The 19,793-nt window shown below is 67.4% G+C and carries 23 protein-coding genes; 9 read left to right on the top strand and 14 right to left on the bottom strand.

Annotation, left to right across the window (positions count from 1 at the left end):
• The first annotated feature begins 153 nt into the window (after positions 1-153).
• Positions 154-912, top strand: a complete 759-nt coding sequence (gene aqpZ / locus KBZ14_RS13185; RefSeq protein ID WP_255118799.1) for an aquaporin Z — start codon at positions 154-156, stop codon at positions 910-912.
• A 10-nt stretch (positions 913-922) separates the two neighbouring features.
• On the opposite strand, the gene KBZ14_RS13180 is transcribed toward aqpZ, so the two are convergent.
• The 11 genes from KBZ14_RS13180 to sppA all read right to left on the bottom strand — a co-directional run bounded on the left by KBZ14_RS13180 (position 923) and on the right by sppA (position 8,641).
• The gene (locus KBZ14_RS13180) at positions 923-2,077 is read right to left on the bottom strand and encodes an aminotransferase class V-fold PLP-dependent enzyme (RefSeq protein ID WP_255118803.1); all 1,155 of its coding nucleotides are present in this window, start codon (positions 2,075-2,077) and stop codon (positions 923-925) included.
• 55 nt (positions 2,078-2,132) lie between these two features.
• A complete protein-coding gene (locus KBZ14_RS13175) occupies positions 2,133-2,294 on the bottom strand; it encodes a hypothetical protein (RefSeq protein ID WP_255118798.1) in 162 nt (53 codons plus the stop codon).
• 91 nt (positions 2,295-2,385) lie between these two features.
• Positions 2,386-3,879 carry an AAA family ATPase gene (locus tag KBZ14_RS13170; protein WP_255118797.1) on the bottom strand — a complete coding sequence of 498 codons (1,494 nt, stop codon included), beginning with the start codon at positions 3,877-3,879 and terminating at the stop codon, positions 2,386-2,388.
• Positions 3,880-3,904: 25 nt separating this feature from the next.
• Positions 3,905-4,462: a YceD family protein gene (locus KBZ14_RS13165; RefSeq protein WP_255118796.1), complete on the bottom strand. Its 558-nt coding sequence runs from the start codon at positions 4,460-4,462 to the stop codon at positions 3,905-3,907.
• A gap of 4 nt (positions 4,463-4,466) precedes the next feature.
• Positions 4,467-5,603 carry a membrane protein insertase YidC gene (gene yidC / locus KBZ14_RS13160; RefSeq protein WP_255118795.1) on the bottom strand — a complete coding sequence of 379 codons (1,137 nt, stop codon included), beginning with the start codon at positions 5,601-5,603 and terminating at the stop codon, positions 4,467-4,469.
• Between the two features lie 43 nt (positions 5,604-5,646).
• The gene (locus tag KBZ14_RS13155) at positions 5,647-6,093 is read right to left on the bottom strand and encodes a PH domain-containing protein (protein WP_255118794.1); all 447 of its coding nucleotides are present in this window, start codon (positions 6,091-6,093) and stop codon (positions 5,647-5,649) included.
• Positions 6,090-6,479, bottom strand: coding sequence for a ribonuclease P protein component (gene rnpA / locus KBZ14_RS13150; protein ID WP_255118793.1), 390 nt, complete (start codon positions 6,477-6,479; stop codon positions 6,090-6,092). The genes KBZ14_RS13155 and rnpA overlap by 4 nt, the downstream gene beginning before the upstream one ends.
• Positions 6,480-6,542: 63 nt before the next feature.
• Positions 6,543-6,680, bottom strand: coding sequence for a 50S ribosomal protein L34 (rpmH, locus tag KBZ14_RS13145; protein ID WP_094588186.1), 138 nt, complete (start codon positions 6,678-6,680; stop codon positions 6,543-6,545).
• A 76-nt stretch (positions 6,681-6,756) separates the two neighbouring features.
• The gene (locus KBZ14_RS13140; RefSeq protein WP_255118792.1) at positions 6,757-7,338 is read right to left on the bottom strand and encodes a DUF2808 domain-containing protein; all 582 of its coding nucleotides are present in this window, start codon (positions 7,336-7,338) and stop codon (positions 6,757-6,759) included.
• A 110-nt stretch (positions 7,339-7,448) separates the two neighbouring features.
• Positions 7,449-7,832 carry a chorismate mutase gene (gene aroH / locus KBZ14_RS13135; RefSeq protein WP_255118791.1) on the bottom strand — a complete coding sequence of 128 codons (384 nt, stop codon included), beginning with the start codon at positions 7,830-7,832 and terminating at the stop codon, positions 7,449-7,451.
• Positions 7,829-8,641 carry a signal peptide peptidase SppA gene (gene sppA, locus KBZ14_RS13130; protein WP_255118790.1) on the bottom strand — a complete coding sequence of 271 codons (813 nt, stop codon included), beginning with the start codon at positions 8,639-8,641 and terminating at the stop codon, positions 7,829-7,831. Before sppA ends, aroH begins: the two co-directional genes overlap by 4 nt.
• 59 nt (positions 8,642-8,700) lie before the next feature.
• Between sppA and KBZ14_RS13125 the strand changes: the two genes are divergently transcribed.
• Genes KBZ14_RS13125 through KBZ14_RS13115 form a run of 3 tightly spaced genes read left to right on the top strand, consistent with a single transcriptional unit; the run spans position 8,701 to position 12,554 of the window.
• Positions 8,701-9,630 (top strand): DMT family transporter, encoded by a 930-nt coding sequence (locus tag KBZ14_RS13125; RefSeq protein WP_255118789.1) that lies wholly within the window; start codon positions 8,701-8,703, stop codon positions 9,628-9,630.
• Positions 9,630-10,736, top strand: coding sequence for a glycosyltransferase (locus tag KBZ14_RS13120; RefSeq protein ID WP_255118788.1), 1,107 nt, complete (start codon positions 9,630-9,632; stop codon positions 10,734-10,736). Before KBZ14_RS13125 ends, KBZ14_RS13120 begins: the two co-directional genes overlap by 1 nt.
• A 6-nt stretch (positions 10,737-10,742) precedes the next feature.
• Positions 10,743-12,554, top strand: a complete 1,812-nt coding sequence (locus KBZ14_RS13115) for an ArnT family glycosyltransferase (RefSeq protein WP_255118787.1) — start codon at positions 10,743-10,745, stop codon at positions 12,552-12,554.
• Here KBZ14_RS13115 and KBZ14_RS13110 read toward each other — a convergent pair.
• Complete coding sequence (locus KBZ14_RS13110) at positions 12,551-13,108, bottom strand: DciA family protein (RefSeq protein WP_255118786.1); 558 nt, start codon at positions 13,106-13,108, stop codon at positions 12,551-12,553. The two genes, KBZ14_RS13115 and KBZ14_RS13110, sit on opposite strands and share 4 nt — an antisense overlap.
• A gap of 88 nt (positions 13,109-13,196) precedes the next feature.
• On the opposite strand from KBZ14_RS13110, the gene KBZ14_RS13105 reads away from it, so the two are divergent.
• From KBZ14_RS13105 to KBZ14_RS13085, 5 genes are read left to right on the top strand one after another with little or no spacing between them, the layout of a single operon-like run.
• Positions 13,197-13,973 carry a PspA/IM30 family protein gene (locus KBZ14_RS13105; RefSeq protein ID WP_255118785.1) on the top strand — a complete coding sequence of 259 codons (777 nt, stop codon included), beginning with the start codon at positions 13,197-13,199 and terminating at the stop codon, positions 13,971-13,973.
• A 50-nt stretch (positions 13,974-14,023) separates the two neighbouring features.
• On the top strand, positions 14,024-14,344 hold the full coding sequence (gene trxA / locus KBZ14_RS13100) for a thioredoxin (protein ID WP_255118784.1): 321 nt from the start codon (positions 14,024-14,026) through the stop codon (positions 14,342-14,344).
• Positions 14,331-15,548 (top strand): aminotransferase class I/II-fold pyridoxal phosphate-dependent enzyme, encoded by a 1,218-nt coding sequence (locus tag KBZ14_RS13095; protein WP_255118783.1) that lies wholly within the window; start codon positions 14,331-14,333, stop codon positions 15,546-15,548. Before trxA ends, KBZ14_RS13095 begins: the two co-directional genes overlap by 14 nt.
• On the top strand, positions 15,530-16,285 hold the full coding sequence (locus KBZ14_RS13090; RefSeq protein ID WP_255118782.1) for a biotin--[acetyl-CoA-carboxylase] ligase: 756 nt from the start codon (positions 15,530-15,532) through the stop codon (positions 16,283-16,285). The genes KBZ14_RS13095 and KBZ14_RS13090 overlap by 19 nt, the downstream gene beginning before the upstream one ends.
• A 19-nt stretch (positions 16,286-16,304) precedes the next feature.
• Entirely contained in the window at positions 16,305-17,402 is a 1,098-nt protein-coding gene (locus KBZ14_RS13085; RefSeq protein WP_255118781.1) for a M23 family metallopeptidase, read from the top strand.
• On the opposite strand, the gene KBZ14_RS13080 is transcribed toward KBZ14_RS13085, so the two are convergent.
• Both KBZ14_RS13080 and KBZ14_RS13075 read right to left on the bottom strand, forming a co-directional pair.
• Positions 17,399-18,121 (bottom strand): ABC transporter ATP-binding protein, encoded by a 723-nt coding sequence (locus tag KBZ14_RS13080; protein WP_255118780.1) that lies wholly within the window; start codon positions 18,119-18,121, stop codon positions 17,399-17,401. The two genes, KBZ14_RS13085 and KBZ14_RS13080, sit on opposite strands and share 4 nt — an antisense overlap.
• Entirely contained in the window at positions 18,121-19,698 is a 1,578-nt protein-coding gene (locus KBZ14_RS13075; protein ID WP_255118779.1) for an NAD(P)H-quinone oxidoreductase subunit N, read from the bottom strand. Before KBZ14_RS13075 ends, KBZ14_RS13080 begins: the two co-directional genes overlap by 1 nt.
• Positions 19,699-19,793: the final 95 nt, after the last annotated feature.

Raw genomic sequence — 19,793 nt, 5'->3', positions numbered from 1 at the left:
CCAGCCCAAGGTCGCTGAGCATGGGGACAACGTCTACCAGAAGGAGCCCGCACAGAAAAATCACGGTGAAAGCAGAGTTGCTGCGTCCCGCGAACGGATCAAGACCCGTTTGTCCAGAGATTCCCTAGTTTGCGTGCGCCTGTATGTGTGCTCATGGCGCAGAGTGTTCCCATATCGAAGAAGTTCCTGGCGGAGCTTTTCGGCACGTTCTGGCTGGTGTTGGGTGGTTGCGGTAGCGCTGCCATCGCCGCCAACTTCCCCTATCTCACCGGCTCGGATATTGCACCTGGTAATCCCTTCGGCCTCGGCTTCCTCGGGGTGTCGCTGGCCTTCGGTCTCACCGTGGTGACCATGGCCTATGCCATCGGCCACATCTCCGGCTGCCACCTCAATCCCGCTGTGAGCTTCGGCCTCTGGGCCAGTGGCCGCATCAAGAGCGCCGACCTGCTGCCCTACATCGTGGCCCAGGTGATCGGCGGCGTGCTCGCCGGTGGCTTCATCAAGCTGGTGGTTGCTGGCGGTCCGGCCTTCACGGCGGTGATGAGCGGCAGCAACCCCCTGGCTACCAACGGCTGGGGGGCCCACTCCCCCGGGGGCTACGGCTTCTGGGCGGCCCTGATTGTGGAAGTGGTGCTCACGTTCTTCTTCCTGCTGGTGATCATCGGCGCTACCGACAAGCTGGCTCCCTCGGGCTTCGCCGGTGCTGCCATCGGCCTCACCCTGGCCCTGATCCACATGATCAGCATCCCTGTTACCAACACCTCGGTGAACCCGGCCCGCAGCACTGGCGTGGCCCTGTGGGTGGGCGGCGATGCCGTGGCCCAGCTGTGGCTGTTCTGGCTGGCGCCGATCGTTGGGGCCCTGATCGCCGGTTGGGTGTATCGCAACCTGTGGGAGCGGGCCGAGGCCTGAGCCCTGAACTTCAGCGGAGGTCCGTCAGGGCCTCCAGCAGCTGATCGATCTCGGCCTCGCTGGTGGTGATGTGGGTGCAGGCCCGCAGGCAGTGGGGATCATCCAGGGTGCGCAGCCAGATCCCCCGCTGCCCCAGGGCCTGCACCAGGGCTTCCGGGCTGCCCTCGGCGGTGAAGCTCACCAGGCCAGCTGGGGGCGGCACCTCCAGCAGGGTGGCAAGCCCAGGGATGGCCTGCAGTCCTTCCCACAGGAGTCGGCTGCTGGCCTGAATGCCAGCCAGGCGCTCACCGGCCCTGCCCTCGGCTTCCAACAGCAGCAGCGACTGGGTGAGGCCGGCCATCAGCGGGATGCACGAGGTGGCTACCTCAAAGCGCCGGGCATCGGCATGGAAGCCACTGCTGGCACTCCCTTCGTGGCTGAGGCTGCGCCAGCCGATCAGGGTGGGCTGGCTTTCGCTCAGCAGCCGCTCCGAGAGGGCCACGGCCCCAAGGCCCTCCGGGCCGCAGCACCATTTGTGTCCTGTGCAGGCGTAGATATCGGCTGTCGCAGCGGCATTCGCGGCTCCCGTTTCTCCCAGTGGCAGGCTGCCCAGGCTCTGGGCCCCGTCCACCAGCAGCCAGGGTTTGTTCCCGTGCTGGCGGAGCCGTTCGGCGGTCGCCGCGATCGGCATCACCTGGCCGGTATTCCACAGCAGGTGCGAGAGCACCAGAAGCCGAGTGCGGGGCGTAAGGGCCTGCTCCAGCCGTTCCAGCACGGCGGCATCGGTGGCGGCTGTTGCCCCGCGCAGATCCTGTACCGGCAGCACGGCCATGGTGAGCCCCTCGCGCCGGGCCAGCTCCCGGCAGGCCGCCACCACGCCGGGGTGTTCGCAGTCGCTGAGCAGCAGTTCATCGCCGCTTCGCCAGGGAAGGCCCCACAGCGGCAGCACACAGCCGCTGGTGACGTTTTCGGTGAAGGCCACGCGGTGGGCGCCTACCCCGAACCAGTGGGCGAGGTGCTGGCGCAACGTGGCCGTGGTGCGCTCGATGTAGGGCCACACGTCGCTCGTGAAGGGCCCCAGCTCCTGAATCGTGCGCCAGCTTGCGGTGATTGCCGCGAGTGATGGCTCAGGCAGCGGGCCCTGGCCGCCGTAGTTGAAGTAGGTCTTGCCCGCCAAGGCGAGCATCTGGTTGCGCAGCTGGGTCAACCGATTGCGGGATCGCTGCGTCCAGCCTGATGCCTCAGATCACCTGGCCCAGGGCCACGGCGGCCACGGCTGAGAACAGGGTGATGCCCAGCGCCGTGAAGGGGTTTTGCCCTTGGGCCACCGCGAAGGTGGTGATCACGCCGGCGCCAAGGCAGGCCACGGCCAATTGGGTGGTGATGGCGGGGCGGCTTTCCACGGGGCGCAGGGCGACTTGCGCTGCAGCATGGGGGCGGATTGCTGTTCCCCCAATCGCTCTTAGCGGCTTCGTTACCTGGAGTTGGCCTTCGTTACCTGGCGCAATGGCTGGAGGCGGGGCGGGCCCGGCCGCTGCTGGCCCACTGCTGCAGGGCCTCCAGCTGTTCGCGGGCGGTGCGGGAGAGGGGCACCAGCTGGGCGGCGGCACCGATCAGATCCGCTTCACCAAACTCGCGCCGCTCGCCGAAGGCCTGGTGCATGGCTTCAATCACCACTTGTTCCAGTTCAGCCCCTGAAAACCCAGCCGTGCGGTCCACCACTACCTCGAGGGGCAGGCCATGGGCCGGTCGGCGCCGCCGCAGCTGCAGGTCGAGGATGGCCCGCCGCTCGTTGGCATCTGGCAGATCCAGTAGGAAAATCTCGTCGAAGCGGCCCTTACGCAGCAGCTCCGGTGGGAGTTTCTCCACCCCGTTCGCCGTGGCCACCACAAACACGGCGCTGCTTTTTTCCGCCATCCAGGTGAGCAGGCTGGCCAGCACCCGCTGGCTGGTGCCGCCATCGCTGCGGCCATCGCCCGCGGCCGCCCCGAATCCCTTGTCGATCTCGTCGATCCACAGCACGCAGGGGGCCATGGCCTCGGCCCGTTGAATCATGTCGCGGGTGCGGGCCTCGGAGGCTCCCACCAGCCCGGCGAACAGGCGGCCCACATCCAGGCGCAGCAATGGCATGCTCCAGCTGTGGGCCACGGCCTTGGCGGTGAGCGATTTTCCTGTGCCCTGGGGGCCCACCAGCAGCACCCCCCGGGGCAGCGGCAGGCCGTAGCGGCGGGCTTCATCGCTGAAGGCCAGATGCCGCTGCTCTAGCCAGCGCTTGAGGGCATCGAGGCCACCGATATCGGCAGGGGTGGCCTCGCTGGGGCAGTACTCCAGCAGCTCGCTACGGGCGATGGCCTGGCGCTTCTCCTCCAGCACCTCCTCGAGATCGCTGGCCCCCAGCTGGCCCCGCCGGGCGAGGCCTCGGGCCGCCACCTGGCGGATGCGTTGCTCGCTCAGGCCGCTGCAGCTGTGGGTGAGTTGCTCCAGCACCTCGGGATCCAGGCCTTGGCCTGTGGCCTCACCAATGCTCTGCAGGAGCCCCCGGATCTCATCCTGCTGGGGCAGGGGCAGATCCAGCAGGGTGATGCATTCCTCCAGCTCCCGCGGCACCTGCCATTCGGCGGCGGTGATCACCACCGTGTGGGGCTGTTGTTGCAGGGAGGTGCTGAGGTTGCGCAGCTTGCGGCAGATGCTGCTGTCGTCGGTGTAGCGGTGAAAGTCGTGCAGCACCAGGATCGCCGCCTGCCCCTGGGCGAGGGTGGCCAGGCTGTCGAGGGCGGCCAGGGGATTGCGCGCCGCCTCTCCGTCGTGACTGGGGAACCCCCTGAGGCCCGAGATGAAATCCCACCGGGCCATGGCCCGGTTGCCGAGGCGCCTGGCCGCAGCGGTCACCAGCGCTGCGATCCGTTCCTCCTCCTGGCTGCGGATCCAGAGGATGGGGGTACGGGCGCGGATCAGCAGATCAAGGTGGTCGGCCCAGGCCTGGCTCATGGGGCGGGATCGCGCGGCGTGGGTTCTAGCGCTGGTTGAGCCCCTTGAGGGCGGCCCAGCGGGGATCGATCATGTCGCCGCTGCCGCTGCCCTGCAGGTTGGGACCGGGGCAGCCACGGCCGCAGCGGTTCACCAGGGGCAGTTGCAAGCTCAGCTGCTCGAAGGCCCAGTGGGCAGCATCGAAGTCCCCCCGTGGGTCGAGGCTCTCCGTGAGCGCATCGGCATCGAGATCGAGAACAGTGCTACCGGCTTCCAGCACGGCGTCTTCGCTGATGCCAGCCTCACGGGCCTCCTCGCCGAGCCAGAGAAGCTCCTTGGTGTCAAAGCTGAGGGGGTGGTTGAAGTGCTGCAGGCATCGGTCGCAGCAGAGGGTCACGATCGTGCTGGCCCGGCCTTCCACCTCCAGCACGTTGCCGCGGTGCAGGGCCTTCACCGCGCCCCGCACGGGGGTGAGGCTCTCAAGCTCGCTCAGGTGCTGATCCAGCCGCCACTGCCGACCATCGGCCAGGAGCTTGAGCTCCTGGATTGGAATCGGCTGTAGGTCGTCGCCGCTGGGGGCGGCAGCCTGGCGGGACTCAGCCATGGCCCTACTTCTTGCTCTTGGGCTCGAAGGGGAGCCGCTCGCTGCCGGCCGTGGTGGCCGTGGCCGTCACCGCCTGTTGGGCCATCTGCTGGTCGAGGATCGCCTGCAGGTTGTCGGGCAGGGATTCCCGGGTGAGCAGGAAGGTCTGCACGGCCTGGAAGATGTTCGCCACCACCATGTAGAGCAGCACGCCCGCCGGCAGGGGGAAGAACAGGAACATGCCCGTGATCATCACGGGGGTGATCTTGTTGGCGGTGGACTGCTGCGGGTTGGCGGGCATGCCCATGCCCGAGAGGATCTGGGAGACGAACAGGCTGGCTCCGAAGGCGGCCACCAGGATTGCGATGTCCCAGTTCAGAGCGCCATCGGTGTAGAAGCCCACCTGGCCAAGGGCCTTGATGAACAGGAAGCCACTGCGGGCCGCCAGGCCGGGGATCTTGGCTTCCACCACGGCATCGCCGGGGGCAATGGCGTGGATCGTGCCGTTCTGATCCACGCTCACCAGCCCCTCACCCTTGGTGACGGTCCAGGTGGGGTTGAAGCTGCTGCCGTTCTCCACGCCGGAGAGCACCGAGGCGAAGCTGTCGCCCGTCTTGGTGTGCAGGCTCACGGTTTCGGTGTCGCCCACACCGAGCTTGGTGCCCTTCTCCAGGCTGGCGATCACCGGCACATGGTTGGTGTCGGTGACAAAGATCGAATGGCTGGGGCTGTTGAAGGGCTTCGGCTCCACCGCGGCGATCTGATCGGCCGGCAGCACCTTCAGATTGAGGGTGTAGGGCACATCGGCGAACGGTGAGCCCCGCAGGGTGGCGAACAGGGCGAACAGGATCGGCATCTGCACCAGCAGGGGTAGGCAGCCCGACAGGGGACTGCCGAACTCCTTCATGAGGGAGCCCAGCTCCTCCTGTTGCTTTTGGGGGTTGTTGGCGTACTTGGCCTTGATTTCCGCCTGGCGTTTTTGCATCACCGGCTGGGCGATGCGCATGCGGCGGGCACTGCGGATGGAGCCGGCGCTGAGGGGGAACAGCGCCAGACGGATCACCACCGTGAGGGCAATGATGGCCAGCCCGTAGCTCGGCACCAATCCGTAGAAGAAATCGAGGATCGGGAGCAGCAGATTGTCGGAGATGTAGCCGATCACGGCGTGGTTACGTCAGAGGGGGTGGGTGTTGGGGGCCAGTGTGTCAGGCCGCGAAGCCGCTGTTGGCGGCCTTGGGTGCCTTGGTGGCGGTGCTGGCCGCCATCCGTTCCTGGATGTAGGCCTCGGCCTCGCGGTAGTTGGGCACCGCGCGCATCTCGAGCTTCATGCCGTCGTTGAGCACCAGCACCATGTCGCCCCAGAAGCCCAGGCCGCGGGCCACAGAGCGCACCTCACGAATCTGCTTGTACACCACCTGGGTGCGGTCGCGGCCGAGCCAGCCGCCGCTCACCGATACCCGGCGGCTGGTGATGGTGAACCGCAGCCACAGGGCCCGCACGATCGCCCCCACGGCGAAGGGAATCCCGATCAGGGTGAGGCCAAACAGCAGGTTGGTGATCAGATCACCCTTGGCGGGACCGCCCTCGTAGAAGACGTCCTCATTGATGCTCGCGCCGGGGGCCACCGGTCCTGAATTCGCCGCAGCAGTCATGGGCGCAGCCCTGCCTTCTCGAGGAGTTCAGAACATTCTCCCAGCAGAACCTCATCACTGGCGTCGGCGCTGCCGGGCTTGAGGGAGATCAGCAGCCAGGTGTTGGCCATCTGGGCCTGCCGTGCTGCTGTGGCGGCCACCAGATGGGTGTGGAACAGTCGCCGCAACTGGTTGCGTCGCACCGATTTTTTGCTCACCTTGGCACTCACCACCACACCAAGGCGGCAGCTCGTCGGGGTGGTGTCGCGCGGGTCGGGCTTGAGGAGGGCCGGCTCGGCGGCCATGGTGCGAAGCACCATCCAGGTGCCGTGGAGCCGTCGGCCCTTCTGGTAGAGCCGATCAAACACAAAACGTCCCCGCAGCCTGTGTTCCCGAGGCAAAACCATGGACGGTTGGCTCGGGGTGGCGACGGGGACGTTGGCTGGAAGGAGTAGGCGGGGAGCCGCCTCTTAGACGGCGAGACGAGCGCGCCCGCGCTTACGGCGGGTGCGGATCACACGGCGGCCGGTGTGGCTGCGCATGCGAACGCGAAAGCCGGAGACCCGCTTGCGCTTGCGGCTGGTTCCTTCGAGGGTCCGTTTGGTCATGGCTCCAGCTCGGCTACGCCTTCAACATCGATCGCCCAACCTATCAGCTGGTGGTGGGGCCCAGGCCGCCAAGGGCTCAGTTGTTAGGCGGATCGATCTGGATCAGCCAGCTGCCCAGATAACCGGAGATGGGGATGTCTCCAGGGGCTTGGGCCAGGGCGTTGAACTGATACATCCCCGCATTGAAGGGGTTGAAGATGTTCATGTAGATGCCGATGGTCTTGCCAACAGGCACGGGGGTTTCCGGGAAGATCTCGATCGCGGTCCGGTCCTGTGACACCTCCACGACGGCTGGAATCTGCTTTTCGCAGCGGGTGCGCGCCAACATGCCCCCCTCTTTCATGTAGCAGAGCTGCACGTATTTGGGATTGATATCCACGTCAAAGCTCTTGGGGATGCCCACCGTGAGTTTGAGGATGGCCGTTTTGCGGTCTTTGGGTTTCAGCAGCAGGTAGTACTCCGAGCGCTTCAGCCGAGCCGTGTCGGTCATGAAGTAATAGAGCTTTCGGTAGTCCTTGGTGCTGTCCCAGCGGAACTCCATCAGGCCAGGGGTGCCTTGGGCGCGGGCTGGCGCCACTGGCGCCAAGGGGCTGAGGCTGGCAGCGAGGCCAGCCAGGCCGATGGCCGTGGCAGCTGTCGCTGCGCGTAGGAAAGACATGGAGGGAGTGGGAGGAGGGCTTAAGTCGTCAACGGATTCTCAGCAGGGGCAGAGGCCCGGGGACCCGCAGGTGGGCGGCAGCCCAGCTGGCAGTGGTGACCAGATGTGACTCAGCTGTTCTGATCAGCCAGGTCGGGTCGCAGTCTTGCGGCCTCGCGTAGGTAGGCATGGCGAGCTGGTTGGTGCTCCTGCACCCAGGCGTGGGCCAGCAGGCGAATGCAACGGGGTAGGTCGCCCTCCACGGCCATCTGCTGGCAGTCGAGTAGGGCTACGCCATCCCAGCCCGGACGGCGCCTGGCAATGGCTGCAGGGAAGCAGGCATTCAGATCGGTCGTCACCGAGAAGGTGATCGACAGCACCTGGCTGCCTTCCAGCCCATTGCGCTCCACCAGGGCATCCAGCAGTTCCGCCACGGCCTCTGCGATGGCCTCGGCGCTGTTGGCGCTGGCAGTGGTGGCACCCCGGAGCGAGCGCAGGCTGCGGGGGCTGCTCATGGCCGGTAGAGCCACAGGGGTTGGCCGCTCCAGGCCAGCTCCAAGCTGAGGGCGGCACCGAGGCGGCCCACCAGGGCACGGCCCGGAATCAGCCCCGCGAAGCGCTTGGGCGGTTTGCCGAAGGTGATCGGCCGGGTCTTCTCCTCGTCGAGATCCGCCAGGCGAGCGGCCAGGCGGCGGGCGGTGTCCTCATCGCCCAGCGCATCCACGAGGCCCAGCTCCTTGGCTTGGGCACCGCTGAACACACGTCCGTCGGCGAAGCTCCTCACCACTGCCTGACTCAGGCCCCGGCCTTCGGCCACGGCATCCACAAATTGGCTGTAGCTGGAATCGATCAGGCTTTGCAGCAGGTCGCGCTCGGCGGCCGTGAGGGCGCGATCCGGCGAGAGAATGTCCTTGTAAAGGCCGCTCTTCACGGTTTCAAAGCTGATCCCCACTCGCTCGAGCAGCCGCGAGAGGTTGTTGCCCCGCAGGATCACGCCGATGGAGCCGGTGATCGTGCCTGGGTTGGCCACGATCTGCTCGGCTGCCACGCCCACATATACGCCCCCGGAGGCAGAGATGTTGCCGAAGCTCGCCACCACCCGGCAGCCCTTGCTGCGCAGGCGTGTGATGGCGGCGTGGATCTCCTGGCTATCGCCCACGGTGCCGCCGGGGCTGTCGATGCGCAGCAGTAGGGCGGGGCATTCCCTCTGCTCCACCTCCCGCAGTGCCTTGAGCACCCGCTCCCGGGTGGGGCCGGCAATGGGCCCCTCGATGGCGATTCGCGCCAGTTTGCGGCGGGACTTGCGTCGCCAGGGCCAGGCCATTGATGCATTGTGCAGTGAATGGATCTTAAAAAGGTGCCTGTAGGCGGCTTGGGCTGCTGATGCTGCGCTGGCTGCTGATGGTGTTGCCGTTTGCCCTCTGGGGCACGGCCATGGCGGCGATGAAGCCCCTGCTGGCTGGCAGCGGTCCGCTCACCCTGGCCTGGATGCGGCTGCTGCCAGCAGGGCTCGTGTTGCTGTTGGCGGCGGCGCTGTGGCGGCGTTCGCTGGGGGTGGACCCCAGGGATCGTTTCTGGCTGATGCTCTTTGCCTTGGTGGATGCCACAGCGTTTCAGGGGCTGCTGGCTCGGGGTCTGGAGGGCACCGGTGCCGGGCTGGGATCGGTGTTGATTGATTCCCAGCCCCTGGCGGTGGCCCTGCTGGCCCGCAGCCTCTTTGGCGAGGCGATCAACCCCGTGGGCTGGCTGGGCCTGTTGCTGGGCTTCGCGGGGATCCTGTGTCTGGGGCTGCCTCTTCCGCTCTTGCAGCAGTGGTGGCTGATGGGCCCAGAGGCCATCGGGGAGCGGGCCTGGAGCCACGGCGAGCTGTGGATGCTTGGTGCAGCCCTGGCCATGGCCTTCGGAACCGTGCTCAGCCGCTATGCCTGTCGCCACAGTGATCCGGTGGCGGTCACTGGTTGGCACATGGTGCTAGGGGGACTGCCGCTGCTGGCGGCCTCTGCCGTGGCGCCGCTCTTCCATCCAGGGGCTCCGGCGTTCTGGCCCGCCTGGAGTGGGGCTGAATGGGGATTGATGGCCTATGCCGCCCTGCTGGGCAGTGCTCTGGCCTACGGACTCTTCTTCTGGTTTGCCAACCAGGAAAACCTCACCAGCTTCAGCTCGCTCACGTTCCTTACGCCGATGTTTGCCCTGCTCTGTGGGCTCGTGCTGCTGGGGGAGGAGTTGCGGCCCCTGCAATGGTTGGGAGCGGTGCTGGCGCTCGGGAGTGTGGTGCTGATCAACCGACGCCAGCAGCTCTGGGAGGTGCCCTGATGAAGCTGTTGGTGGTGAGCACTCCGGTGGGCCCTTTGGGCAGTGGCCGCGGCGGGGGGGTGGAGCTCACCCTCACGGGCCTGGTGGCGGGCCTGCTCCAGCGGGGGCATGAGCTCACCGTGCTGGCGGCGCAGGGATCGGAGCTGTCGCTGGCCTGCGCAGGGGCCGCCTTGTGGACTTGCCCCGGTGCCTTGCAGCCCAGCTGTCAGCACCAGGGCCGTGAGGCGCCCGTGACCCTGCCCGCCGGCGGACTGCTGGCCAACCTCTGGCGGCGGACCCTGGAGGCGGCCCCTCGCGACCGGTTCGATGCGGTGCTGAACCTGGCCTATGACTGGCTGCCCTTCTGGCTCACTCCCTCGGTCGCGGTGCCGATCTTTCACCTGGTGAGCATGGGCTCGGTGTCCAGGGCCATGGATGCCGTGATCATTGAGGTGGCCGCCTGGGATCAGCGTCGCCTGGCCTTCCACACCCAGGCCCAGGCCGCGGATTTCAGCCTGCCCAGCCGGCCGGTGGTAGTGGGTAATGGGTTTGATCTGGAGGCCTACAGCTTCTGCGCAGAGCCCGAACCACTGCTGGGTTGGGTGGGCCGGATTGCCCCGGAAAAGGGGCTGGAGGATGCCGCTGCCGCCGCGGCCCAGCTGGGGGAGCGGCTGGCGGTGTGGGGGCTGGTGGAAGATGCCGCCTACGCGGCGGCGGTGGAGGCCTCGGTGCCCGCCGGCACGCTGGATTGGCGGGGGTTCCTGCCCACGGCGGAGCTCCAGCGCCAGCTGGGCCGCTGCCGGGCCCTGCTCAATACGCCCAAGTGGAACGAGGCCTACGGCAACGTGGTGGTGGAGGCCATGGCCTGCGGTGTGCCTGTGGTGGCCTACCGGCGCGGCGGTCCTGGGGAGCTGGTGGAGCCTGGGGTGAATGGGCTGCTGGTGGAGCCTGACGACGTGGCGGCCTTGACCCTTGCGGCCCAGGCGGCCGTGGCCGTGGATCGCCGTGGCTGCCGGGAGTGGGTGGAGCGGCATGCCTCGCGCCAGGCCTTTGCCGCTCGGCTCGAGGCCTGGCTGCAGGGTGGGTTGCCTCCGTCTCGGACGATAGGGTCGCAAGCCGTGGCATAGGCCCTGGTGTCCGAGCAGCAGCACCCGCCACAACAGGCTCCCCGCCGGCAGGTGCTGACGGTGCTGTTGGGGGTCTTGGCCTGTGGCCTGGTGTTGTTTGTTTGGCAGCTGGGCCGCACCGGCCTGGTGGATGAAACCCCACCCCTTTTTGCTGCCTCGGCGCGGGCCATGGCCGAAACCGGCGATTGGCTCACCCCCAGGGTGAATGGCCTTCCCCGCTACGACAAGCCGCCCCTGGTGTATTGGCTGATGGGGCTGGGCTACCTGCTTCCTGCCCAGCAGATCTGGAATCCGCTGGGCACCTGGGCAGCGTGCTTGCCCTCGGCACTGAGTAGCGTGGCGGTGATGCTCAGCCTGGCGGCCACGCTGCTGCGCTGGCCCCAAGGGCGCCACCACGTGGCGATCACCGCCTTCAGTGCGGCTCTCGCGTTTGGGCTCTCGCCCCTGGTGTTGCTGTGGAGCCGCATCGCCGTGAGCGATGCCCTCTTCAGTGCTTGCCTCGCCATCACACTGTTGTTGTTCTGGTGTGGTTACGCGACGGCAGAGCCCGCCCGCTGCCCTTGGTGGCTGGCGTGGGTGGTGTTGGGTCTAGCCGTGCTGGCCAAGGGCCCGGTGGCCGTGGTGCTGAGCGCCATCACCCTCATCCTGTTTGCGTGGCGACAGGCTGATGGCCGGCGCTTGCTGGCGCGGCTGAAACCGTGGCCCGGCCTGCTGATCACGGCCCTGGTGGCCGTGCCCTGGTACGCCGCTGAGCTGTGGGTGGAGGGTCAACCCTTCTGGGACAGCTTCTTCGGTTACCACAATCTGCAGCGCTTCACCGGCGTGGTGAACAACCACCTGCAGCCCTGGTGGTTTTTCCTGCCCGTGTTGGTGGTGGCCTCGCTGCCGTTCACGCCGCTGCTGCTGCAGGGCCTACTAGCCAGCATGCGCTGTCGCCGGGCCAGCCTGCCGCCGGAGCAATCGCTGCAGCTGTTTGCAGCCTGTTGGCTGCTGGCCGTGCTGGGCTTCTTCACCCTGGCCGCCACCAAGCTGCCCAGCTATTGGATCCCCGCCACGCCGGCGGCGGCCCTGTTGGTGGCCCTCGCGGCCCAGGTCCGGCCGCCCCGCTGGGCGCGGCTCGCCACCCTGGCGCTGGTGGCGGTGCTGGCGGTGGGCCTGGCTGTCTCGCCCCGCTGGATCCCGCTGATCAACGATCCGGAGCTGCCCACCCTGCCGGCAGAGCTCCTGGCCAGTGGCCTCGTGCTGCGGGCCGCGCTGTGGTTTGGCCTCAGCCTGCTGCTGGGGGTGGCCCTGATGCGGCCCCGCTGGAGCGGTGGCTGGCTGTTGGGTTTGCAACTGCCGCTCTTGCTCTATGTGCCCACGGCCCACCTGCCGCTGCTGGCGCTGGGCGATGGGGTGCGCCAGCTGCCGGTTCGCCGCATCGCCGCCGATGTGCTGGCTTTGCGCCGCCCCAGGGAGCCCCTGGCGATGGTGGGCATCCTCAAGCCCTCTTTGCACTACTACACCCGTCAGGTGGTGCTTTTCGAAGGCATTGCACCGGTTGGGCTGATCAACCTCAGTGATCGCCTGGCCCGTGAACGCCGTCAGGGCTGGACGCCCTCTGCGCCCCACCCGCAGGCCACGCTGTTGGTGGTGATCGATCAGCGCACGGCCCAGCTGCCGTACTGGTGGAGCCTGCCCCATCAGGAGTTGGCCAGTGAGGGGCTCTATCGCCTCTGGCGGGTGCAGCACTCGGCCCTGGCACGCCAGGCCCTTGCCCTGCAACAGGCGGGAGTGCCGGGGCCCGATTGGCAGCAGCCCAGGCCCGAGCGCTACTAGCCCGCGTCGCTGGCGGTTCCCATGGCAATGCCCTCATCCATCAGCAGTCGCTGGCAGAAGCTGCAGTGCCCCCAGCGCTGTAGTTCACCCCTGGGGGCTGGCCGCTCGCACGCCTGGCAGCTGCCCATGCCGAACACGTCCACGCGGCTGGGGTGCTGGGCCCACACCTGGGCCTCTTGCTCGGTACCTGCCGCTGGTAACGGTTGGCAGAGGTGGTGCTGAAAGACCAGATCTTTCACGGAGAAGCCGGCACCCCGCAGCGCCCCGAGCAGTTGATGCTTGTTGAAGCGCAGGGCCTGTAGCCACTGCGGATGGCTGGCCCCCACCACCAGCCGCCCACCCCGCAGTTGCAGGGGCCGGCAGTGGGAGGCCAGCTGGGGGCCGGCGATCTTGGGCCAGGCGTTCCAGAGGGCGGCCAGGCTGCCATCGGCTTTCCAGTGCTGCTGCAGCTGCTCCAGGCAGCTGGTGATCCCTTTGATCGGTGGCCGTGGCGCTGGCACCAGCACGTTCACATCGCCCTGGCGCCGGGTTTGGTTGCGGGGGGCGATGGCCATGGGAAAACCCTATCGGTGGTGCGGCAATCCCGCAGTGGGGATGCAGCGAACCCTGGTTAGCCTTGGATCTTGCCCCTTCCCACGATCCATGGGCTTCTTCGATCGCCTCAGTCGCCTGGTGCGCGCCAATGCCAACGCGGTGCTGAGCAAGGCGGAGGACCCCGCCAAGATCCTGGATCAGTCCGTGGCGGACATGCAGTCCGACCTGGTGAAGCTGCGCCAGGCCGTGGCCACCGCCATCGCCAGTCAGAAGCGCATTCAGAACCAGGCTGAGCAGGCCGAATCCCAGGCCAAAACCTGGTACGAGCGGGCGGAGCTGGCCCTGAACAAGGGCGAGGAAGACCTGGCTCGCGAAGCTCTGGGACGCCGAAAGACCTGCCAGGACACCGCCACGGCCCTGAACACGCAGCTGCAGAGCCAGGCTGGCCAGGTGGACCAGCTCAAGAAGAGCCTGGTGTCTCTCGAGAGCAAGATCGCCGAGGCCAAGACCAAAAAAGACATGCTCAAGGCCCGGGCCCAGGCAGCCCAGGCCCAGGAGCAGCTTCAAAGTGCCGTGGGCAGCCTGGGCACCAACTCCTCCATGGCGGCGTTTGAGCAGATGGAGGAGAAAGTGCAGGCCATGGAGGCCCGCAGCCAGGCGGCCGCTGAGTTGGCTGGGGCAGATCTGGAGAGCCAGTTCGCCTCCCTGGAAGGTGCCCCTGAGGTGGATGCGGAGTTGGCCGCCCTCAAGGGGAAACTGGCCGGCGGCTCCACCCCTGTGGCCCTGCCGGCACCCGATCAGCCGATGCCCCAGTTGGAAGCCGTGAAGGTGGCCGAGGTGGATGCCGATCTCGAGGAGCTCAAGCGCTCAATCGACAAGCTCTGAGCGGCCGCCGCAACGCGCTCCATACAATCGCCCCACTGACTTCTGCTGCCGTGTCCGTCGTCCACCTCACAGACGCCAACTTTCAAGCCGAGGTGCTCGATGCCACGGGCCCTGTGCTGGTGGATGTGTGGGCCGAGTGGTGCGGCCCCTGCCGGTTGATGGCGCCGATGATGGACTGGGCCGCCAGCGCCTACGCCGGCCGGCTGTCTGTGGGAAAGCTTGAGGCCGATCCCAACCCCGCCAGCCGCGACCAATTGCAGATCCAGGGGCTGCCCACCTTGATCGTGTTCAAGGGCGGACAGGAGCTGGCTCGCCACGAAGGCGCCATGGCTAAGCCCCAGCTGCAGGCCTTCTTGGATGCCCATCTCTGAGCACAGACCCTTCGTTGTTTCCGAGCGGGTTGGCAGGCTGGGCAGCGGCGTCTTCGCTCGTAACGATCAGCGCAAGCAGCACTACGTCGCGAGGGCTGCCGCCCAGGGGCTCCCCCGCCTGCTCGACCTTTCCCTGGGGTCCACGGACCTCCAGCCGCCGGAAGCGGCCATTGCCGCGATCCGCGCCCAGCTGGGGGAGCCCTCCAGCGCGGCCTACTGCCTCCACAGTGCGACCCGCCCCTTTCGCGAGGCCGTAGCCGGCTGGGCCCAGCGCCGGTTCGGGGTTGCTGTGGATCCCGATGCCGAGGTGCTTCTGCTGGTGGGCTCCCAGGAGGGCACGGCCCACCTGCCCCTGGCGGTGCTCAACCCCGGCGATGCAGCCCTGCTCTGCGACCCCTACTACCCCTCCCACCTGGGAGGATTGCACCTGGCCTCAGCCAAGCCACAGTTCCTTCGCTTGCGCGCTGAGCAAGGCTTTGCGCCCGATTTTGATCAGCTCAGCTCCAGCCAGTGGCAGGCCCTCAAGCTGATGGTGCTGGGTTTCCCCCATAACCCCACGGCCACCACCGGGCAGCAGGCCTGGGTGGATGAGGCCGCTGCCCGGGCCGTACGCCACGGCCTGGTGTTCGCCCACGACAATCCCTATGTGGATCTGGCCCTCGATGGTGAGGCCCCAGCCCTCCTGCGCAGTGAGCACTGGCGCTCCTGCGGCATCGAGTTCTTTTCCTTCTCGAAGAGCTGGTGCCTCGGGGGCTATCGCCTGGCCTTTGCCATTGGCGCCGGTCACCTGATCACGGCCCTGCGCCAGCTCAAGGGGGTGGTGGATTTCAACCAGTCCCTGGCGTTGCAGGCCGGTGCCATCGCGGCGTTGGAGCAGGTGCCCGACTGGCCGGAGCGGATCAAGGCGGTGTACCGCCAGCGGCGCGATCGTATGGCTGCCGCCCTGGAGGCGGTGGGCTGGCCTGTGCGGATGCCCTCCATGGCCCTCTATCTGTGGCTCCAGCTGCCCCCGGCCGCAAGGGCCCGGGGGCTGGATGCGGAAGCGGCCTGCGCCCAGCTCCTGGAGCACACCGGGGTGTGCCTCACGCCGGGCCCTGGCTTCGGGGCCGGTGGTGAGGGCTACGCCCGCCTGGCCCTGGTGCATCCGGCTGAGCAACTGGAGGCCGGTGCGCAGCGGATGGCCCAGTGGCTGGCCCAGCTCTGAGGGCCGCTGGACTTGCGGCCGCGCTGCGGCAGCTGCCGGGGGATCACCCCTTGCCCTGGCGGCTGCGGGTGCTGCCGGTGTGCGCCAGTACCGAGCTGGAGCTGGAGCGTTGGGTCGTTGCAGGCACGCCGCCGCCGCTGGCGCTGCTTGCCCGGCAGCAGCGCCATGGCCATGGCCAGCGGGGGCGGGTGTGGCACGCGCCCCCCGGTGGGGTGTGGCTGAGCGCGGCGCTGCCCTGGCCGGCGGAGCCCGCCGGCAGCGCCGCGCTGGCCCTAGCGGCGGCGGTGGGGATCGCGTTGCAGCTGGAGGCCCTGGGCCTGCGGCCGCAGATCAAGTGGCCCAACGATCTGCTGCTCAATGGCCGCAAGCTGGCGGGCAGCCTGCCGCGGCTGCGCTGGCGCGGCGGCCGGGTGCTCTATGCCCAGCTGGGGGTGGGTCTCAATGGGGTGAACCGGGTGCCAGCCGGTGGCATCCCCCTGGCGGAGGCGCTTGGGCATCGCCGGCATCCGCAGGCCCAGCCGGCGCGGTTAGCGGCGCGGCTGCTGCGGGGGCTTGAGTGGGCCGCCGCTGCCGCCGGCCAGCCCGAGCTGGTGCGGCGCCAGGCGGAGCAGCGCCTCTGGCGCCCGGAGTGGCTGGAGCACGAGGGGCAGCGCTGGAGTGTGGCGGGCCTGGCGGCCGATGGCAGCCTGCGCCTCCGCCGCGGCACTGCCGTGGCTTTGCTGCAACGGCGTTTCTAAAGTGGCAGGCGATTTGTTTATGGCTGCTTTGCCTCGCCTCCAACCCCTGAGTCTCTTGGCCGCTCTGCCGGCGCTCTTGGGGGGTGGCTTGGCCTGGGCGCAGCTCGAGGCCGCAACGCCGTCGCCAGCCTCGCCGGAGCGAAGCCTGCCCAGTGGCTCCACAGCTCCTGTCGCACCGGTGCTTCCAGCGGCTTCGCCCCAGGCGCCGCTGCGGCCCAACCTGGACCAGCTGGGCGGTGTGGCCCCGCGCCGCTTTGATCAATCCCTCGATGAGCTGGTGCGCGAGGGGGTGGTGAGTCCGATGGAGCGGGCCCGTATCCAGGGTGAGGGCGGCGCGATGCAGCCCCTGGATGTCGGCGCCCACCAGCGGGCTTGCCGCACCGGAGCCCTCTCCAGCCAGGAGTGCCGCAGTGGCGTGGCCATCCGCTGGGGACGGCGCGGCACAACGACGGGGGATCCCCTGGTGGGTGTTGCTGGCTATGGTCGCATCGGTGCTGACGGCCTGCCGCTGCCGCCCCTCACGGTGCCGGTGTCCGCGTTGCTGGCTGGTGAAGGCGGAAGTTTCAATCTGGCCAGTGTGTTCCGCGTGAGTCCGCGGCCCTCGCCCCTGCTCGGTAACGGCAATCGCCGGCTGCTGTTCCCCCTGATCGGCGATGCCCCCCTCACCAGCACCTTCGGATGGCGCCTGCACCCGGTGCTGGGCTATCTACGCATGCACGCCGGCCAGGATTTCGGGGCCCCTGAAGGCACGCCTGTGGTTGCGGCGTTATCTGGGCGGGTGGTGAGCAGCGGCCTGGCCGGTGGCTATGGCCTGGCTGTGGAGATCGAGCACCAGCGCCCCCTGCGCCGCACCCTTTATGGGCACCTCTCGGAGCTCTATGTGAAAACCGGCGAAATCGTGCGCCAGGGCGAAGTGGTGGGCCGTGTCGGCAGCACGGGCCTGAGCACGGGCCCACATCTTCATTTTGAGTTGCGCCAGCCTGCCCAAGGAGGCTGGGTTGCCATGGACCCCGGCGAACTCGACCCCGGCGGTGGCATCAAGGGCAGCGATGCCATCGCCCTGCTGATGGGGCAATTGCTGCAGAGCCTGGAGCGGCCCAAGCCCTCTGCCGGCTAGGCCTGCGATCCGGCGCCGCTGTCCACCAGCCGGCCGTCATGGAAGTGCACCACCCGCTGGGCTCTGGCAGCCACGTCGTGCTCGTGGGTCACTAGCAACACGGTCATACCGGCCTGGTGCAGCTCATCGAACAGATCCAGTACTTCTTTGGTGGTGCGGGAATCCAGGGCGCCGGTGGGTTCATCGGCAAGCAACAGATTGGGCTGGTTGATGATGGCCCGGGCCACGGCTACCCGTTGCTGCTGGCCGCCGGAGAGCTGGTTCGGCTTGTTGTGCAGTCGCTCCCCCAGCCCCACCCGTTCCAGGGCGGCAACACCCCGCCTGCGCCGTTCCTCTGCCGGCACGCCGGCGTAGACCATTGGCAGCATCACGTTCTCCAGGGCCGTGAGCTCCTGCAGCAGGTGGAACTGCTGAAACACAAAACCCAGTTCGCGGTTGCGCAGATCTGCTAGGGCATCGTCGCTGAGGCCTTCCACGGCGGTGCCATTCAGCCAGTAGCTGCCGCTGCTGGGCCGGTCCAGGCAGCCGAGGATGTTCATGGCCGTGCTCTTGCCGGAGCCAGAAGTGCCCATAACTGCTAGATATTCCCCGCGCTGCACCGTCATGCAGAGATCGTCCAGGGCGGCCACGGCCGTGTCTCCCTGGCCATAGACCTTGCGCACGTGCTGGAGTTCCGCAACCACGGGGCCGACGGTTCCGTCAGATGCCTGGTTGGGCATCAGCCCACCGGCAGGCTGCCGGCCGCTGCGAGAGCCTTCTGCAGCATGGGGGTGCCGGCGACGGCCCCACTGGCCCAGTTGAACAGAGGGTTGGAGAGGATGCCGCCCACGGCCGTGATCACCACGCAGGAGATCAGGGCGACCCGAAGGGGTTGCAAGCCAGCAATGTTCCAAGTCAACGCAGGATAGTTCTTCACAACATCGGAGGCCTCTTGTGGCTCCTTCACTACCATCATCTTGATCACGGAGATGTAGTAGTAAATCGAGATCACTGAGGTGAGCAGGCCCACTACAACGAGCAGGTATTGGTGATCGGCCCAGCCGGCGAAGAACAGGTAGATCTTGCCGAAGAAGCCCAGCATCGGTGGGATGCCGCCGAGGGAGAGAAGGCAGAGGCTGAGCCCCAGGGTGATGAGTGGATCCTTCTGATAGAGACCGGCGTAGTCAGAGATGCGATCGCTGCCGGTGCGCAGCGAGAACAGGATGATGCAGGCGAAGGCCCCCAGGTTCATGAACAGGTAGGCCGCCATGTAGAGCACCATCGCGGAATAGCCGTCTTCAGTGCCGCACACCAGGCCAATCATCACAAAGCCGGCCTGGCCAATGGAGCTGTAGGCCAGCATCCGCTTCATGGAGGTCTGGGCCAGTGCTACGACGTTGCCCAGCACCATGCTCAGGATGGCCAGCACGGTGAACAGCAGTTTCCACTGGGCTTCAAATGGTTCAAAGCAGCCCACGAGGATGCGCAGGGCCAGGGCGAAACCCGCCGCCTTGGATCCCACCGAGAGGAAGGCCACCACAGGTGTGGGGGATCCCTCGTAGACGTCTGGGGTCCACTGGTGGAACGGAACGGCGGCGATCTTGAAGGCCACCGTGGCTAGCACGAAGACCAGCGCCAGGGCAGCCACAGGCGTGGTGCTGGTCTGAAGGGCCAGGCCTACGGCCTCCAGGCTTGTCTCACCGCCGGTGAGCCCATAGAGAAGTGAGGCTCCGTAGAGGAACACCGCCGCTGCGGCAGAACCCACCAGGAGATATTTGAGAGCTGCCTCGGAACTGCGGGCATCCCGCTTCATGTAGCCCGAGAGCAGATAGCTGGCCACCGAGAGAGTTTCTAGTGAAACGAAAATGCTCACCAGGTCGGTAGAGCCGCAGAGCAGCATGGCGCCGAGGGTGGCCGCCAGCAGGATCGCGGTGTATTCCCCCACCGGCGTCCCGGCCCGCTCCACGTAGCGCCAGCTGATCAGCAGCGACAGCAGCGTGGACGCCGCCACCACGGCCCGGAAGGCAATGGAGAGATTGTCCGCCAGGAATGAGCCGAGAAAGGAGGGCATCAGGGGGGCTGCATCCCATTGCAGGGCAAGCAGCACCAGGGCCGTGCCCAGCCCCAGGTACGACAACACCGGAACCCACTTGCTGGCCACTTTTTCGCCGGCCAGATCAACCAGTAGGCAGGCCACCATTGCCACGAGCACCGCACCCTCAGGGGCGATCGCTCCAGCGTTGAGCTGCAGAGAGGTAATGGGGCCCAGGGGGCTAGCGGGGTCGGTGGCGGAAGCAGCGGCCGCCAGGAGAGACATCACAGCTGGGAAGGGGCACCCGTTGAGGGGGACTTTAGCCGCGCTGGCCTTTGGGTTTGGTCGCCTTCTGCCCCAGGTGGGTCGCCAGGCTGGTT

Origin of the sequence: Synechococcus sp. HJ21-Hayes, assembly GCF_024345835.1 — a bacterium.
In the GTDB taxonomy this organism is placed as follows: Bacteria; Cyanobacteriota; Cyanobacteriia; order PCC-6307; family Cyanobiaceae; genus Vulcanococcus.
The sequence above is the reverse complement of the archived record's forward strand: the minus strand, read 5'-3'. Positions and strand labels throughout refer to the sequence as shown.

Bases quoted from the DNA above. Each gene is read 5' to 3' on its own strand.
- aqpZ (WP_255118799.1), top strand. From the start codon at position 154: ATGGCGCAGAGTGTTCCCATATCGAAGAAGTTCCTGGCGGAGCTTTTC.
- KBZ14_RS13120 (WP_255118788.1), top strand. From the start codon at position 9,630: ATGAAGCTGTTGGTGGTGAGCACTCCGGTGGGCCCTTTGGGCAGTGGC.
- KBZ14_RS13080 (WP_255118780.1), bottom strand. From the start codon at position 18,121: ATGCCCAACCAGGCATCTGACGGAACCGTCGGCCCCGTGGTTGCGGAA.
- KBZ14_RS13105 (WP_255118785.1), top strand. From the start codon at position 13,197: ATGGGCTTCTTCGATCGCCTCAGTCGCCTGGTGCGCGCCAATGCCAAC.
- KBZ14_RS13085 (WP_255118781.1), top strand. From the start codon at position 16,305: ATGGCTGCTTTGCCTCGCCTCCAACCCCTGAGTCTCTTGGCCGCTCTG.
- rnpA (WP_255118793.1), bottom strand. From the start codon at position 6,479: ATGGTTTTGCCTCGGGAACACAGGCTGCGGGGACGTTTTGTGTTTGAT.
- KBZ14_RS13110 (WP_255118786.1), bottom strand. From the start codon at position 13,108: ATGGCCATCGCCCCCCGCAACCAAACCCGGCGCCAGGGCGATGTGAAC.
- KBZ14_RS13170 (WP_255118797.1), bottom strand. From the start codon at position 3,879: ATGAGCCAGGCCTGGGCCGACCACCTTGATCTGCTGATCCGCGCCCGT.
- KBZ14_RS13095 (WP_255118783.1), top strand. From the start codon at position 14,331: ATGCCCATCTCTGAGCACAGACCCTTCGTTGTTTCCGAGCGGGTTGGC.
- rpmH (WP_094588186.1), bottom strand. From the start codon at position 6,680: ATGACCAAACGGACCCTCGAAGGAACCAGCCGCAAGCGCAAGCGGGTC.
- KBZ14_RS13140 (WP_255118792.1), bottom strand. From the start codon at position 7,338: ATGTCTTTCCTACGCGCAGCGACAGCTGCCACGGCCATCGGCCTGGCT.
- KBZ14_RS13155 (WP_255118794.1), bottom strand. From the start codon at position 6,093: ATGACTGCTGCGGCGAATTCAGGACCGGTGGCCCCCGGCGCGAGCATC.
- KBZ14_RS13180 (WP_255118803.1), bottom strand. From the start codon at position 2,077: ATGCTCGCCTTGGCGGGCAAGACCTACTTCAACTACGGCGGCCAGGGC.
- sppA (WP_255118790.1), bottom strand. From the start codon at position 8,641: ATGGCCTGGCCCTGGCGACGCAAGTCCCGCCGCAAACTGGCGCGAATC.
- KBZ14_RS13075 (WP_255118779.1), bottom strand. From the start codon at position 19,698: ATGTCTCTCCTGGCGGCCGCTGCTTCCGCCACCGACCCCGCTAGCCCC.
- aroH (WP_255118791.1), bottom strand. From the start codon at position 7,832: ATGAGCAGCCCCCGCAGCCTGCGCTCGCTCCGGGGTGCCACCACTGCC.
- KBZ14_RS13165 (WP_255118796.1), bottom strand. From the start codon at position 4,462: ATGGCTGAGTCCCGCCAGGCTGCCGCCCCCAGCGGCGACGACCTACAG.
- KBZ14_RS13125 (WP_255118789.1), top strand. From the start codon at position 8,701: ATGCTGCGCTGGCTGCTGATGGTGTTGCCGTTTGCCCTCTGGGGCACG.